General features: G+C 72.3%; 14 protein-coding genes. 7 read left to right on the top strand and 7 right to left on the bottom strand.

Annotated features, from left to right (window positions below):
- Nucleotides 1-107: 107 nt before the first annotated feature.
- The 3 genes from ACPXCB_RS04660 to ACPXCB_RS04650 all read left to right on the top strand — a co-directional run bounded on the left by ACPXCB_RS04660 (nt 108) and on the right by ACPXCB_RS04650 (nt 2,092).
- On the top strand, nt 108-1,250 hold the full coding sequence (locus ACPXCB_RS04660; protein WP_425872504.1) for an LCP family protein: 1,143 nt from the start codon (nt 108-110) through the stop codon (nt 1,248-1,250).
- An 89-nt stretch (nt 1,251-1,339) separates the two neighbouring features.
- Nucleotides 1,340-1,624, top strand: a complete 285-nt coding sequence (locus ACPXCB_RS04655; RefSeq protein ID WP_132231208.1) for a F0F1 ATP synthase subunit epsilon — start codon at nt 1,340-1,342, stop codon at nt 1,622-1,624.
- Nucleotides 1,625-1,636: 12 nt separating this feature from the next.
- The gene (locus ACPXCB_RS04650; RefSeq protein ID WP_425872503.1) at nt 1,637-2,092 is read left to right on the top strand and encodes a DUF2550 domain-containing protein; all 456 of its coding nucleotides are present in this window, start codon (nt 1,637-1,639) and stop codon (nt 2,090-2,092) included.
- Nucleotides 2,093-2,257: 165 nt separating this feature from the next.
- Here the strand turns inward: ACPXCB_RS04650 and ACPXCB_RS04645 are convergent, their stop codons facing one another.
- Together ACPXCB_RS04645 and ACPXCB_RS04640 are read right to left on the bottom strand one after the other, a co-directional pair.
- Nucleotides 2,258-2,653 (bottom strand): VOC family protein, encoded by a 396-nt coding sequence (locus ACPXCB_RS04645; RefSeq protein WP_425872501.1) that lies wholly within the window; start codon nt 2,651-2,653, stop codon nt 2,258-2,260.
- Between the two features lie 32 nt (nt 2,654-2,685).
- Nucleotides 2,686-3,258: a cob(I)yrinic acid a,c-diamide adenosyltransferase gene (locus ACPXCB_RS04640; protein ID WP_132231212.1), complete on the bottom strand. Its 573-nt coding sequence runs from the start codon at nt 3,256-3,258 to the stop codon at nt 2,686-2,688.
- Between ACPXCB_RS04640 and murA the strand changes: the two genes are divergently transcribed.
- Complete coding sequence (murA, locus tag ACPXCB_RS04635; RefSeq protein ID WP_425872499.1) at nt 3,257-4,696, top strand: UDP-N-acetylglucosamine 1-carboxyvinyltransferase; 1,440 nt, start codon at nt 3,257-3,259, stop codon at nt 4,694-4,696. The genes ACPXCB_RS04640 and murA overlap by 2 nt on opposite strands.
- A 177-nt stretch (nt 4,697-4,873) precedes the next feature.
- Nucleotides 4,874-5,722: a 3-hydroxyacyl-CoA dehydrogenase family protein gene (locus tag ACPXCB_RS04630; RefSeq protein ID WP_425872497.1), complete on the top strand. Its 849-nt coding sequence runs from the start codon at nt 4,874-4,876 to the stop codon at nt 5,720-5,722.
- Between the two features lie 32 nt (nt 5,723-5,754).
- On the opposite strand, the gene ACPXCB_RS04625 is transcribed toward ACPXCB_RS04630, so the two are convergent.
- Entirely contained in the window at nt 5,755-6,939 is a 1,185-nt protein-coding gene (locus tag ACPXCB_RS04625) for an MFS transporter (RefSeq protein WP_425872495.1), read from the bottom strand.
- Nucleotides 6,940-6,997: 58 nt separating this feature from the next.
- Here ACPXCB_RS04625 and ACPXCB_RS04620 point away from each other — a divergent pair, with 58 nt between their 5' ends.
- Nucleotides 6,998-7,954: a helix-turn-helix domain-containing protein gene (locus ACPXCB_RS04620; RefSeq protein WP_425872493.1), complete on the top strand. Its 957-nt coding sequence runs from the start codon at nt 6,998-7,000 to the stop codon at nt 7,952-7,954.
- Between the two features lie 21 nt (nt 7,955-7,975).
- Here ACPXCB_RS04620 and ACPXCB_RS04615 read toward each other — a convergent pair whose 3' ends face one another.
- Together ACPXCB_RS04615 and ACPXCB_RS04610 are read right to left on the bottom strand one after the other, a co-directional pair.
- Complete coding sequence (locus ACPXCB_RS04615; protein WP_327029434.1) at nt 7,976-8,821, bottom strand: ABC transporter permease; 846 nt, start codon at nt 8,819-8,821, stop codon at nt 7,976-7,978.
- Nucleotides 8,818-9,666 (bottom strand): ABC transporter ATP-binding protein, encoded by an 849-nt coding sequence (locus ACPXCB_RS04610; RefSeq protein WP_425872486.1) that lies wholly within the window; start codon nt 9,664-9,666, stop codon nt 8,818-8,820. The genes ACPXCB_RS04615 and ACPXCB_RS04610 overlap by 4 nt, the downstream gene beginning before the upstream one ends.
- 150 nt (nt 9,667-9,816) lie before the next feature.
- On the opposite strand from ACPXCB_RS04610, the gene ACPXCB_RS04605 reads away from it, so the two are divergent.
- Nucleotides 9,817-11,823 carry a protein meaA gene (locus tag ACPXCB_RS04605; protein ID WP_425872484.1) on the top strand — a complete coding sequence of 669 codons (2,007 nt, stop codon included), beginning with the start codon at nt 9,817-9,819 and terminating at the stop codon, nt 11,821-11,823.
- 78 nt (nt 11,824-11,901) lie between these two features.
- On the opposite strand, the gene ACPXCB_RS04600 is transcribed toward ACPXCB_RS04605, so the two are convergent.
- Nucleotides 11,902-12,204 (bottom strand): DUF1540 domain-containing protein, encoded by a 303-nt coding sequence (locus tag ACPXCB_RS04600; RefSeq protein WP_132231228.1) that lies wholly within the window; start codon nt 12,202-12,204, stop codon nt 11,902-11,904.
- A 61-nt stretch (nt 12,205-12,265) separates the two neighbouring features.
- Nucleotides 12,266-13,201, bottom strand: coding sequence for a polysaccharide deacetylase family protein (locus ACPXCB_RS04595; protein ID WP_425872482.1), 936 nt, complete (start codon nt 13,199-13,201; stop codon nt 12,266-12,268).
- Nucleotides 13,202-13,881 lie beyond the last annotated feature (680 nt).

Here is a 13,881-nt window from a genome sequence, read left to right as displayed (position 1 = left end):
CCCACCCACCACGTGGGCGTCGATCCGCCCACTCAAAGCGTGGGCGTCGATCCGCAACGAATCGGCTGCATGCGCCCGTCTCCTGATCGTGGGCGTGACGAACGGAGATGATCGTGGGTAAGGCCGACAAGGGCGGCGGCAAGCCGTCCAGGTGGTCGGGGGTGCCGCGCTGGGCCCGGGTCTGCACCGTGTTCGGTGCCGTCCTGATGCTGCTCAGCGGGGTCGTGCTGGTCGGTGCCGAGGCGCTGATGGCCCGTTACGAGGGCGCCGTCGGCAAGGCCGACCTCTTCGGCGACCAGGCCGCCGGTGCGAAGGAGCGCAAGAGCGACATCAAGGGGCCGCTCAACATCCTGCTGGTGGGCATCGACCCGCGCAACCCGGAGATGCCGCCACTGGCCGACTCGGTCATGGTGCTGCACGTGCCGGCGGAGCTGGACCGGGCCTACCTGTTCTCGATGCCGCGTGACCTCATCGTGGAGATCCCCGAATTCAGCCGGGCGGAGTTCAACGGCGGCACCGACCGGCTCAACGCGGCGATGTCGTACGGCAGTCGGGTGCCCGGCGGCAACCCGGACGCGGCCCGCGGCTTCGAACTGCTGGCGACGACGGTGCAGAACGTCACCGGCATCACGCGCTTCGACGCCGGCGCGATCATCAACTTCAACGGCTTCAAGAACATCGTCGACGCGATGGGCGGCGTCGACATGTACATCGAGCGCGAGGTGCGCTCCGAGCACCGCGAGCCGGACGGCAAGCACCGCAAGGGCAACCCCAACGGCGAGGGCTACGTCGGCCCGCAGGCGGTCTACAAGAAGGGCAACCAGCACCTCAACGGCTGGCAGGCGCTCGACTACGTCCGCCAGCGCTACCCGAAGAACGGCGTCCCGGACGGCGACTACGGGCGGCAGCGGCACCAGCAGCAGTTCGTCAAGGCCATGGCCGGTCAGGCGCTCAGCGCCGACGTGGTCACCAACCCGGTCAAGCTGGACCGGGTGCTGCGCGCGGCCGGGCAGTCGCTGATCTTCAGTGGCCGGGGCCACGGCGTCGTCGACTTCGGCCTGGCGCTCAAGGACATCCGCCCGGAGACGATCCAGATGATCAAGTTGCCGGGCGGCTCGGTCATCCAGAACGGCGAGTACCGGGGCGAGAAGTTCCAGCCCGCCGTGGACGACTTCTTCGCCGCCCTGCGTAAGGGGCAGCTCGACGCGTTCCTGGTGGAGCATCCCGACTTCCAGAACAAGGCGAAGTAGCCGTGGCGCAGGTCTCGCCACCCGCGTTGGGGGCGGGCCGGCGGCACGACTAGACTTTCGACAATCCGCCGCCGCAGCAAGGAGACAGCGTGGCAAAGCAGCTTCACGTCGAGCTCGTAGCCGTCGAGGAGAAGGTCTGGTCCGGCGAGGCCGAGATGGTCGTCGCCCGCACGACCGAGGGCGAGCTGGGTGTGCTGGCGGGGCACGCGCCCCTGCTCGGCCAGCTTGCCGAGCCCGGCGAGGTGCGCATCAAGCTTCCCGGCGGCGAGCAGGTCTCCTACGAGGTGGCCGGCGGCTTCCTGTCGGTGACCGCCGAGGGCGTCACCGTCCTGGCCGAGAGCGCCACCCCGGTCTCCGCCGCGCAGAGCCGCTGAGCCGAAGCGTCGATGGAGATCGTCGAGGGGATCGGAATCGGCGTCGCCGTCATCCTCGGCGCACTCCTGATCCTCTTCGCCCGGCGGGCCGTCGTCACCCGTAGCGGTGGCATCATCCGGCTCGGCGTCCGGACCTCCACGATGCTCGACGGCCGAGGCTGGGCTCCCGGCTTCGGCCGCTTCGTCGGCGACGAACTCCGCTGGTACCGGCTCTTCAGCTTCGCCATCCGGCCCGCCCGGGTGCTCTCCCGCGAGGGGCTGGCCGTCGAGCGACGGCGGCTGCCCGAGGGGCAGGAGCGCCTCTCGATGCCCGCCGACTGGGTCATCCTCCGCTGTACGAGTGACCAGGCCCCGATGGAGATCGCCATGGCCCGGTCCACCGTCACCGGATTCCTCTCCTGGCTCGAGGCCGCCCCTCCGGGGGCGGTCTCGCCGCGTCTGGCCTCCCAGGACTGGCCCGCGGCCTGATCGGGTGTGCGGTGGGGGGTTTCCGGGGAGCCCACCCCGCTCCGGGCGGTCAGGCTTGATCCCTCCGCGGGCGGGCTCCCGGAAACCCCTGCCGTCGCACTGCCCGCGGTCGGCGCACTCTCACGCCACCTGCGCCGTTACCGGTCTCGTCAGGTGAACGCTGGACTACCCGGGTGGTGAGGCGACGAGTTCGACCTCGTACCCCTGGTTGTCGGTGAGGTAGGCGGCGTAGGTATCCGGGCCGCCAGCGTGGGGATGGCGTTCCGGAAAGAGCAACGTCCAGCCGTGTGCCGGCGCGGCCGCGACCAGCCGCTCCACGGCGGCGGGCGGGCCAGCGTGGAAGGCCAGGTGGTTGAGGCCGGGGGCCAGCCGGTCGTGCCGCTGGCCGCGCAGCGCCGGCGACTGCTCCAGGACCAGGTACGTCGGGCCATGGCGCCAGGAGCGGCCCGCCGGCCACTCCTGGAACGGCACCCAGCCCAGTTCGTCGAGCAGCCAGCCCCAGTTGGACACGGCGGCGGCCAGATCGGGTACCCAGACCTCGACGTGGTGCAGCGTGCCCACCGGAACATCCGGTGGGCACTGCCGACGGGTGGTCAGCGGTTACCGCCCGGCACCCATAGCACATCTCCGTCCGGATTTGCCGTTCTTGACAGGATAAAGAGCAGATCCGATAGCCGGTTGAGATACTTTGCCGGGAGCGAGCTGGTCCGCTCGGGGTCGTGCGCGACCAGGGCCCACGCCGCCCGCTCGGCGCGTCGGGCGACCGTCCGCGCCACGTGCAGCAGCGCCGCACCCGCGGTGCCGCCGGGGAGGATGAAGGAGTCGAGCTTGCTCAGGCGTGCGTTGTACTCGTCGCACCAGCCCTCCAGGCGCTCGACGTACGCCTCGGTGACCCGCAGCGGCGGGTACTTCGGGTCGGGTTCGACCGGGGTGGCCAGGTCGGCGCCCACGTCGAACATGTCGTTCTGGATCGACGCCAGGACGGCCCGCAGCTCCTCGTCGAGCTGTCCCAGGGCGAGCGCCACGCCGATCGCGGCGTTGCACTCGTCGACGTCCGCGTACGCGGAGATGCGCGGATCGGTCTTTGGCACCTGCTCGTTGTTGCTCAGCCTGGTCATGCCGGCATCGCCGGCCTTGGTGTAGATGCGCGTGAGGTGGACGGCCATGACGCACAGCCTACGGACAGTGGACCTGACGATCCCGGAGCGGCCGGGCGGCACCGCCGTCCGAGCGGCCGGGGGCCCCGGCGACGCCGGTGACCCGGCGGTCCAGGACCTCGACGTCATCCGGGTGCGCGGCGACGCGCGCCTGACCGGCTCGGTGCACGTCGTGGGCGCCAAGAACTCGGCGCTGAAGCTGATGGCCGCCGCGCTGCTCGCGCCGGGCCGCAGCATCATCACCAACGTGCCGCGCATCACCGACATCGCGATCATGGGCGAGGTGCTGCGCCGGCTCGGCTGCGGCGTCCGGTTCGACGCCGACGACCCTGTCGACCCGATGGTCGCGTACGGCGGGGTGGCCCGGTCCCGGTCGGTCGTCATCGACGTGCCCGAGCAGCCCGGCGCCGAGGCGGACTACGACCTCGTACGCCGGCTGCGCGCCTCGATCTGCGTGCTGGGCCCGCTGCTGGCCCGCCGGGGACACGTGCGGGTGGCCCACCCGGGCGGCGACGCCATCGGCTCGCGGGGCCTGGACATGCACGTCTCCGGGCTGACCCGGATGGGCGCCGAGATCTCCGGGGAGCACGGCTTCGTGATCGCCTCGGCGCCGCACGGGCTGCACGGCGCGGAGATCGTGCTCGACTTCCCCAGCGTCGGGGCGACCGAGAACCTGGTCATGGCGGCGGTGCTGGCCCGGGGGCCGAGCGTCATCGACAACGCCGCCCGGGAGCCGGAGATCGTCGACATCTGCACGATGCTGACCCAGATGGGCGCCCGGATCTCCGGCGCCGGCACCTCCACCCTGCACATCGAGGGGGTGCCGGGGCTGCGGCCGGTGCGGCACGCGACGGTGGGGGACCGGATCGTCGCCGGTACCTGGGCGTTCGGCGCGGCGATGACCCGGGGGGACGTCACCGTGACCGGGGTGGAGCCGGCGTTCCTGGAGGTCGCGCTCGACAAGCTGGTCTCCGCCGGGGGCCTGGTGGAGACCCGGGGCGACGCGTTCCGGATCCGGATGGACGACCGGCCGAAGGCGGTGGACGTCGTGACGCTGCCGTACCCGGGCTTCGCCACCGACCTGCTGCCGATGGCGATCGGGCTGGCGGCGGTCAGCGACGGGGCCTCCCTGATCACCGAGAACATCTTCGACGGCCGGTTCATGTTCGCCAACGAGATGATGCGGCTGGGCGCGGACATCAAGACCGACGGCCACCACGCGGTGGTCCGGGGCCGGGACCGGCTCTCCGGCGCGCCCGTGCGCGCCACCGACATCCGGGCCGGCGCCGGGCTGATCATCGCCGGGCTCTGCGCCGAGGGGGTCACCGAGGTCTCCCACGTGCACCACGTGGACCGGGGCTACCCGGACTTCGCGGCCGACCTGCGCGCGCTCGGGGTCGAGGTGGAGCGGGGCACCGCACCGGAGGAACCGGACCTGAGCATCTGAGCTGCCGCGCCCGAGCGGCACCTTGCCCTCCGGGGCCTACGACCCCCGCCCGGGCCGCGCAGGTGGGAGGGCGTGGGCCGGCACCTGGAGGGGCCACCCCGCCCGGCCGCCTTAGCATCCGTTCAGGCTCGCCGACTAGGGTGCTGGCAGACACTCAATCAGGCGAGGGAGAAGCAGATGGCGGGTCGACTCGCGGTCGTCGGGGCCGGGCTGATGGGCTCGGGCATCGCCCAGGTGGCGGCGCAGGCGGGCTGGCAGGTGACGCTGCGGGACCTGGACGACGCGGCCACCGGGCGGGGCATGGACGGCATCCGGAAGTCGCTGACCAGGTTCGCCGAGAAGGGCAGGATCGAGGCGTCCGAGGTCGAGGCGGCGCTGGGCCGGATCACCCCCACCACCGACCTGGAGGCGGCGGCCGACGCGGACATCGTGGTCGAGGCGGTCTTCGAACGGCTGGAGATCAAGCACGAGGTGTTCCGCGTGCTGGACAAGATCTGCAAGGCCGACGCGGTGCTCGCGACCAACACCTCGGCCATCCCGGTGACGCAGATCGCCGCGGTGACCGAGCGCCCGGAGGCGGTCGTCGGCACCCACTTCTTCTCGCCGGTGCCGATGATGAAGCTCTGTGAGCTGGTGCGCGGCTACAAGACCAGCGACGAGACCCTGGCCACGGCGAAGTCGTTCGCCGAGGAGATCGGCAAGACGGTCGTGGTGGTCAACCGGGACATCGCGGGCTTCGTCACCACCCGGCTGATCGCGGCCCTGGTCGTCGAGGCGGTCAAGCTCGTCGAGTCGGGCGTGGTGTCGGCCGAGGACCTGGACACCGCCTGCCGCCTCGGCTTCGGCCACGCCATGGGCCCGCTGGCCACCACGGACCTGACCGGCGTGGACGTGCTGCTGCACGCCTCGAAGAACATCTACACCGACACGGCGGACGAGAAGTTCTTCCCGCCGGAGCTGCTCCAGCGCATGGTCACCGCCGGCGACCTCGGGCGCAAGAGCGGCAAGGGCTTCTACACGTACTGACGGGCAGCCGGGGCGCGACGTCCCCTGGCCGCTCAGCGGACCGCCTCCACCGGCGCGGGGGCGGTCCGCCGCAGCCCGGCGGTGAGCATCAGCGTGGCCGCCAGCGCCGCCGTGGCGAGCAGCACGACGGCCCAGCTCGCCGGTACCAGGTCCGCGACCGTGCCGGCGAGCACGGCACACAGCGCCTGCGCGGCCATCATCCCGTTGTGGTGCAGGCCCAGCACCTGGCCCCGGAACTCGGTGGGTGAGTGGGCGATCAGGCGCTCCTGCAACGGCAGCCCGGCGGCGAAGCCCACCGAGGCGACGACCGCGACCAGCATGGCCAGCGGCAGCGCCGGCGACAGCGCGAAGGCCAGGTAGGGCAGGACGAGCAGCAGCCGCAGGGCGGGGATCAGCCGGTTGCGCCGGGCCGGGGGCAGGAACCGTCCCACCACGACGTCGCCCGCCAGCATGCCGAGGGCCGCGGCGGCGTAGAGGAAGCCGGCGCGGTCCCCGGCGTACGGCACGAACAGCGCCTCGCAGCCGACGACCAGGCCGGGCGGCAGCCACAGGTTGAGCAGGAGCGAGCGGCGGCCGGGATCCGTCCACAGTTCCCGGTTCACCCGGAGCGTGCGCCCGACCGTCGTCCGGGCGGTGGTCCGGGCCGGGCGCTCCGAGATCCCGAACCACCCGATTGCCGCCGCCACCGCCCGCAGCACCGCCGCGAGCAGGAACACCTCGTACGGGTCCAGCCAGAACAACAGGACGCCGCCCAGCCCGAAGCCGGCGATCTGCATCGCCCCGACGCTCGTGTTCATGGTGGACCTGCCCAGCACGTAGGCGTCGGTCGGCAGGATGTCGGTGAGCAGCGCCCACCGGGCCCCGCCCGTGATCGAGCCGACGTACGCGCCCGTGAAGATGATCGCGAACCGGGCCCACAGCGGCAGGCCGGGCACCGCCTGGAGTGCCGCTCCGGCGGCGACCAGCACGGCGGCGAAGGTCAGCGCCCGGCGGGGCGGCAGGCTGTCCGCGGCCGACAGCAACGTCAGGCTGCCGAGCACGCCGGCGAGCGGTGCGCCGAACATGCTCAGCGCGGTGAGCAGCGCCGAGCCGGTCGACGCGTAGGTCAGCGAGCCCAGCGCCAGCGCCGACGTCGTGTGCGCCGCGATTCCCGCGCAGTTCGCCAGGAACAGGTTGCGGAACTCCCGGACCGCGAACAGATCTGCGTACGTTCTCACGGGCACGAGCGTGTGGGGTGCCGGGTGGATCTCCTAGAGTTACGTCTGGAGGCGAAACATGGCCGTCTGGCAGGTGCCGTCGGATCTCCTCGCGCGCAGCCGTTTCACGGTCTCGCCGATGGTCGACACGGTCGCCGCGCTGCGCGCGCTGTACCACCCGCGTAACCCGTGGCAGCGGGCCTGGCGGGAGCCGCACGTCGCGGCGTTCCGACGGATGCTGGCCGGTCGGCCGGTGGTCCGGGCGCTGCTGCCCGCCTCGTTCCACCCCCGGTGGACGGCGGACTTCCTCACCGTCGCGCCCGCCTCGCCGGAACCGACGTTCGCGGCGGAGCTGGCGGCCGTCGGGCGGCTCTCCGACGAGCGGATCCGGGCCGACCTGCGCGTCACCCGCCCGGAGCCGCTCGCCGCCGAACTGCTGGCGGACGGCCTCGCCGGGCACGTGGTGGAACTCCTCGACTGGGTCTGGACGCACACCGTCGAGCCGGAGTGGCCGGAGCGGGAACGCCGGCTCCGGGCGGACATCGTGGCCCGCACCGCCGCGTTGAGCGCGGGCGGCTGGGCCGGGGTGTTCGCCGACCTCAACCGCAACATGCGCTGGCTGGGCGACGGCCGGCTCCAGGTCAACGAATACCCGGAGCCGCCGCAGTCGCTGGACGAGGCCGAGCAGTTGGTCTTCCTCCCGGCGCACTGCCGTCGCGGCTGGGTGGTCTGGGACAGGCCGACCCGGTTCGGGATGGTGTACCCGGTGCGCGGCATCCTGGTCGATCCCACCTCACCGGCACCCGACGGGCTCGCCCGGCTGATCGGCGCGAACCGGGCCCACATCCTGGCCAGGCTGGACACGCCGCTGAGCACCTCGCAACTCGTGGCGGTGACCGGGCTCTCCCTCGGGACGGTGAGCGACCACCTGCGGGTGCTGCTGGACGCGGGCGCCGTCGGCAAGCGGCGGTCCGGGCGCGAGGTGCTCTACTGGCGTACGCCGCTCGGCGTCGCGCTCACGACGTCCACGCGTTAGCCGGGGCCCCTTCCGCACACCTCAGCCGTCGCGCTTGGTCGTCCAGCGGAACGTGGTCAGGCAGAGCACCAGGCCGATCACGCACCACGCGACGAGGACCAGGGCGACCCGGTCCAGCTCGAACGAGCCGCCCGGCTCGCGGGCGCCGAAGCCGTCCGGCAGGAAGACCGAGCGCAGGCCCTGGCACATCCACTTCAGCGGGAAGAGCGCCGCCACCTGCTGCATCCAGGTCGGCAGCTCGGTGAAGACGAAGAACACCCCGGAGATGAACTGGAGCACCAGCGCGACCGGGGTGACCACCGCCGAGCCGCTGCGGGCGGTGCGGGCGAGCGACGAGATGGCGATGCCGCACAAGGTGCAGGCGGTGACGCCGAGCACCGACACCCAGCCGAAGGTCAGCCACTTCGCGGCGGTCCCGGGCAGCTCCAGGTCGAACAGCGCCACCGAGACCGCGAGCAGCAGCACGGTCTCGGCGATGCCGATCGCCACGACCATGATCACTTTGCCGGCGAACCAGACCCACTTCGGCATCGGCGTGCCCCGGTAGCGCTTGAGCACCCCCCGGTCCCGCTCGATCGGGATCCAGATGCCCAGGTTCTGGAAGCTCACCGTCATCAGGCCGGTGGCGATCATGCCGGTGATGAAGTACTGGGTGTAGCTGACCCCGGGGGCGATCTCGTCGTCGAAGATCGCCGCGAAGATCAGGATCATGATGACCGGGAAGCCCATCGTGAAGACGACGGACTCCCGGCTGCGCAGGAACTGGGTGATCTCCAGCCGGCTCTGCCGCAGGCTGAGGGCGACCGGACCGGGTCGCCGGGCCGGTGCCGTGGTGGCCGGCGCGGCCGGCTTCGTCGTGGTGGTCATCGGTGTCCGATCATGCGCAGGTAGATGTCCTCCAGGGTCGGCCGGGTCACCGTCAGGCCCGGGACCTCGCCGCCGAAGCGCGCCGCCAGCTCCGCCACCAGCGCCGTCGGCGTCGCGCTCTCCGCCGTCTCCCGCGCCCCCTCCGGCGTACGCCAGGAGACCGTCGCCAGGGCCTCGCGCCGGTTGCCGAGCTGGTCGGGCGTGGCCACCTCGATTACCCGGCCGCCCGCGATCACGCCGACCCGGTCGGCGAGGGACTCCGCCTCGTCGAGGTAGTGGGTGGTGAGCACGATGGTGGTGCCGGCGGCGGCCAGGTCGCGGATCAGCTCCCAGAACTCCCGGCGCGCCTCCGGGTCGAAGCCCGTGGTGGGCTCGTCCAGGAAGAGCAGCTCGGGGCGGCCCACGATGCCGAGCGCGACGTCGAGCCGGCGCTTCTGCCCACCGGAGAGGGTGTGCGTGCGCGCCTTCGCCTTGCCGGCCAGCCCCACCCGCTCGACGACCTTGTCGGGGTCGTCCGCGTCGGCGTAGAAGCCGGCGAAGTGGCGTACCACCTCGGCGACCGTCAGCTCGTCGAACTCGCCCGTGCCCTGGAGCACGATGCCCACCCGGGAGCGCCAGTCGGCGGCCGGACGGGCCGGGTCGCTGCCGAGGACGTCGACGTCGCCGGCGTCGCGCCGCCGGTAGCCCTCCAGGATCTCCACGGTGGTCGTCTTGCCGGCGCCGTTGGGGCCGAGGAGGGCGAAGACCTCGCCGCGGTGGACGTCGAGATCCACGCCCGCCACGGCGACGTTGTCCCCGTACGCCTTGCGTAGCCCCCGGACGGAGATCGCCAGCTCGTCATGCATGCGTCAAGTGTGCGACCTGGCCGCGGCGGCGGGCCGGCCGGGGTGTGGTGGTCGCGCCCATGTCGGGCGCTTCGCACCAGGGCGTCCGCTCCATGGAGCTGTGTGGTTTTCCACAGCTCTGGTGACTGAACGGTAACTTAGACTCCCGCCATGGACGAGAAGGCTCTCCCCGGCCGGCTGCCCGAGCGCGACCGCCCCTGGGTGATGCGCACCTACGCCGGGCACAGCTCGGCCGCGGCGACGAACGCGCTCTTCCGCCGCAACCTGGCGAAGGGGCAGACCGGGCTGTCGGTCGCCTTCGACCTGCCGACCCAGACCGGCTACGACCCCGACCACGAGCTCGCCGCCGGCGAGGTGGGCCGGGTGGGCGTCCCGGTGGCGCACCTCGGCGACATGCGGGCCCTCTTCGACGGCATCCCGCTGGCCGACATGAACACGTCCATGACCATCAACGCGCCGGCGATGTGGCTGCTCGCCCTCTACGGCACGGTCGGCGAGGAGCAGGGCGCGGAGCTGGCCCGCTGCGCCGGCACCACGCAGAACGACATCATCAAGGAGTACCTCTCCCGGGGCACCCACATCTTCCCGCCGGCCGCGTCGCTGCGGCTGACCGCCGACATCGTCGCGTACACGCTGCGCGAGATGCCGCGCTGGAACCCGGTGAACATCTGCTCGTACCACCTCCAGGAGGCCGGCGCGACGCCGGTGCAGGAGGTCGGCTTCGCGCTCTCCACCGCCGTCGCGGTGCTCGACGCGGTCCGTGACTCGGGGCAGGTGTCCGCCGAGCGGATGGGCGACGTCGTGCAGCGGATCTCCTTCTTCGTCAACGCCGGGGTGCGCTTCGTCGAGGAGATCGCCAAGATGCGGGCCTTCGGCGCGCTCTGGGACGAGATCACCCGCGAGCGCTACGGGGTGGAGAACCCGAAGCAGCGGCGGTTCCGCTACGGCGTGCAGGTCAACTCGCTGGGCCTGACCGAGGCGCAGCCGGAGAACAACATCCAGCGCATCGTGCTGGAGATGCTCGGCGTGACCCTCTCCCGGGACGCCCGCGCCCGCGCCGTGCAGCTGCCCGCCTGGAACGAGGCGCTCGGGCTGCCCCGGCCGTGGGACCAGCAGTGGTCGCTGCGCATGCAGCAGGTGCTCGCGTACGAGTCGGACCTGCTGGAGTACCCGGACCTGTTCGAGGGCTCGCACGTCATGACGGCGCTGGTCGAGGAGATCGTCACCGGGGCCCGGGTCGAGCTGGAGAAGGTGCTGGAGATGGGCGGCGTCGTCGCGGCCGTCGAGACCGGCTACCTCAAGAGCGCGCTGGTCGCCTCGCTGGCCGAGCGGCGCCGCCGGATGGAGTCCGGCGCCGACGTGGTGGTCGGCGTCAACCGGTTCACCGAGACCGAGCCGTCGCCGCTGACCGCCGCCGGCGCCGAGTCCGTCGTGCAGGTCGACCCGGCCGTCGAGGCGGCGGCCACTGAGGCCGTACGCCGGTGGCGGGCCGGGCGGGACGACGCGGCGGTCGACGCGGCGCTGGCCCGGCTGCGCGCGGACGCCGCGACCACGACGAACCTGATGCCGGCGACGCTGGAGTGCGTGCGGGCCGGGGCGACCACCGGCGAGTGGGCCGGCGCGCTGCGCCAGGTCTTCGGCGAGTACCGGGCGCCCACCGGTCTGACCGGCGCCGCCGGGGCCGGCGGGGACGCCACCCTGGCCGCCGTCCGGGCGCGCGTCACCGCCACCGCCCGCGAGCTGGGCAGCGGCCGGCTGCGGCTGCTCGTCGGCAAGCCCGGCCTCGACGGGCACTCCAACGGCGCGGAGCAGATCGCGGTACGCGCCCGCGACGCCGGCTTCGAGGTGGTCTACCAGGGCATCCGGCTGACCGCCGGGCAGATCGTCGCCGCCGCCGTCGAGGAGGACGTGGACCTGGTCGGCCTCTCGGTCCTCTCCGGCTCGCACCTGGCGGCGGTGCCGGCGGTGCTGGACGGCCTGCGCGCCGCCGGCCGGCCGGACCTGCCGGTGGTGGTCGGCGGGATCATCCCCGCCGGCGACGCGGAGCAGCTCCGCGCCGCCGGGGTGGCCCGGGTCTTCACGCCGAAGGACTTCGCCCTGACCGGGATCATCGACGACCTGGTCACCGTGGTCCGGGAGGCCAACGGCCTGCGCTGAGGGGAAGGCCCCCGGCGAGGACGCGCGTCGCCAGGGGCCTGTCCGTCGCGGCCCGACGCCGGTGCGCCCGTGCCCAGGTCAGCGGCTGACGTAGGTCATGCAGTCGGCCATGTCGTTGTCGGGACCGACCTTGATCGCCGGTGCGTGGCATTCCAGCTGCTCGTTGTGCTGGCAGTCCGCGCGCTGACAGGCGCCCACCTGCGCGGTCATGCCGCCGTCGACCCCGCCACGGACCGCCGGCATCTCGACGAAGGTGTGGCAGTGCGCGTGGTCCGGGCTGCCGATGGTGATGGCGAAGGCGTGGCAGTCGTTGGTGTGGTTGTACGAGCACGCCGCCACGACACATTCCTGGACGCGGGGCATCTCCACTGCTGCGGTCATGGTGACCTCCTATAGAGTCGTGCCCCGATTTTAGGCTTTTGTAAGTTTTGTTGAGCCTGGTTCAGCCCACTCCGAGCACCTCCGACAGCGGGGCCGGCTCGAGGCCGCGCTCGGCCAGCCCGGCCAGGATGTGCGGCAGTGCCTCGTCCGTCATCGGCGCGTTCGCCTCCGTCACGTGCAGGACGATCACCGATCCCGGACGCACCCCGTCCAGCGAGGCACGGACCACCGGCCGCCAGGACTTCGCGAACGGGTCGCCGCTGACCACGTCGCCGTCCACCACCGTCACCCCCAGCGGCGCCAGCGCGGCCAGCGCCTTCCTGTCGTGGCAGAGCCCGGGGAAGCGGAAGTACCGGGTCTGCCGCCCCCCGTACGCGGCCACCACGTCGAACGTACGGGCCACGTCGGCGGTCATCTCCCGCTCCGCGATGCGGGGCAGGCCGTAGCAGTCCGGGGTGAAGGCCAGGTGCCCGTACGTGTGGTTGGCCAGCTCGAAGCGCGGGTTCGCGGCGAGTCGGCGGGTCACGTCCGGGTACTGCTCCACCCACTTGCCGGTGAGGAAGAAGGTGGCCGGCACCCGCTCCCGTTCCAGCAGGTCGATGATCTTCAGGTTCGCGTACGACCGCACCGCGCCGCTGCGCAGCTGGTACCGCATCGCGTCCGTCATGTCGGCGTCGAAGGTGAGCGCCACCTTGTTCCCCGTACGCGGCCCGTGGTCGACGACGGGTGGTCTGGTCCCGACCGGGGTCGCGCCGGGGACCGTCGCCGCGGGCGTGGCCGGGGCCGTGGCCCCCGGGGCGGCCGGGGTCACCGTCACCGCGGGCGCGGCAGGGGCCGTGGCCTCCGGGGCGGCCGAGGCCCGAACCGTTGCCGCGATGCGGACGATGCCGGCGTCGGCCGGCGCGCGCAGCGGGCTTGGGAGGACGAGGAGGGCCGCGGCGGCGGCCACGGCGGTGACGGTCGCGACGAGCGGAACGCGGGGGATCTTCACGTGCACCGGGAGATGATGTCAGCGCCTGACATTTCCTGCGTGCCCGCTGTCGAGCTTGCTGCCTGAACCGGCTGCTTGCGCGAGCCGTGTCCGGTTGATTCTGTGAGGGGGCCGGTCGACGCGCACCGGATGGCCCGCCCAAGCCGGCCGCACAGAGGGCCGGTCGCCGCAACGGGAGCCCCACCTGCTTGCCGCCGTGAAGCAAGCATTGGTGATCAGGGCGCCATGGACCTTATCGGGCGGTTTTAACGTCCATGGCGTCCTGATCACCAGTGGGTGGAACGGTGTTCTTGGCTTGCCCGGGTGGCGAGGCGGGCAATTCGGGCGGGGTGTGGCGGTCGCCCCACCTTGTTGCCTGGCTGCACGGGTGTCCGGGCTTGTCACCAAGGTCCGGTCGGGGGGCCGCGTCGGGCATCACCCGACGCCCCCGTCCCGGATGCTTTGTCCGGTTTGAGGATGTGACCGGAGGCATTGTGGGGGCGGAATCGTGGCTGCGGCGGGGTCGTTACACCGTGCGTACGACCGAGCAAGGCCGCCGTCGCGCAGGCATCTGGCGGGACACGGCCGATCTGATCTTCCTCCGGTGAGTTGCCGGAGATCCCCTGGTTCCTGAGTTGAGCCGAGTTCGTGAGCGCCGGACGGTGCTTGCACCCGCGTGAGCCGATCCCCCTCGGTGCGGGTGCCGA

It is taken from the genome of Micromonospora sp. DT62, assembly GCF_049847285.1.
Taxonomy (GTDB): domain Bacteria; phylum Actinomycetota; class Actinomycetes; order Mycobacteriales; family Micromonosporaceae; genus Micromonospora; species Micromonospora reichwaldensis.
Note: the sequence above shows the minus strand (reverse complement) of the source record. Positions and strands in the feature narration are given on the sequence as shown.

Excerpts from the sequence above, each read along its gene's own strand:
- ACPXCB_RS04660 (WP_425872504.1), top strand. The coding sequence starts at position 108 with ATGATCGTGGGTAAGGCCGACAAGGGCGGCGGCAAGCCGTCCAGGTGG.
- ACPXCB_RS04650 (WP_425872503.1), top strand. The coding sequence starts at position 1,637 with ATGGAGATCGTCGAGGGGATCGGAATCGGCGTCGCCGTCATCCTCGGC.
- murA (WP_425872499.1), top strand. The coding sequence starts at position 3,257 with ATGACGCACAGCCTACGGACAGTGGACCTGACGATCCCGGAGCGGCCG.
- ACPXCB_RS04640 (WP_132231212.1), bottom strand. The coding sequence starts at position 3,258 with ATGGCCGTCCACCTCACGCGCATCTACACCAAGGCCGGCGATGCCGGC.
- ACPXCB_RS04630 (WP_425872497.1), top strand. The coding sequence starts at position 4,874 with ATGGCGGGTCGACTCGCGGTCGTCGGGGCCGGGCTGATGGGCTCGGGC.
- ACPXCB_RS04620 (WP_425872493.1), top strand. The coding sequence starts at position 6,998 with ATGGCCGTCTGGCAGGTGCCGTCGGATCTCCTCGCGCGCAGCCGTTTC.
- ACPXCB_RS04615 (WP_327029434.1), bottom strand. The coding sequence starts at position 8,821 with ATGACCACCACGACGAAGCCGGCCGCGCCGGCCACCACGGCACCGGCC.
- ACPXCB_RS04610 (WP_425872486.1), bottom strand. The coding sequence starts at position 9,666 with ATGCATGACGAGCTGGCGATCTCCGTCCGGGGGCTACGCAAGGCGTAC.
- ACPXCB_RS04605 (WP_425872484.1), top strand. The coding sequence starts at position 9,817 with ATGGACGAGAAGGCTCTCCCCGGCCGGCTGCCCGAGCGCGACCGCCCC.
- ACPXCB_RS04600 (WP_132231228.1), bottom strand. The coding sequence starts at position 12,204 with ATGACCGCAGCAGTGGAGATGCCCCGCGTCCAGGAATGTGTCGTGGCG.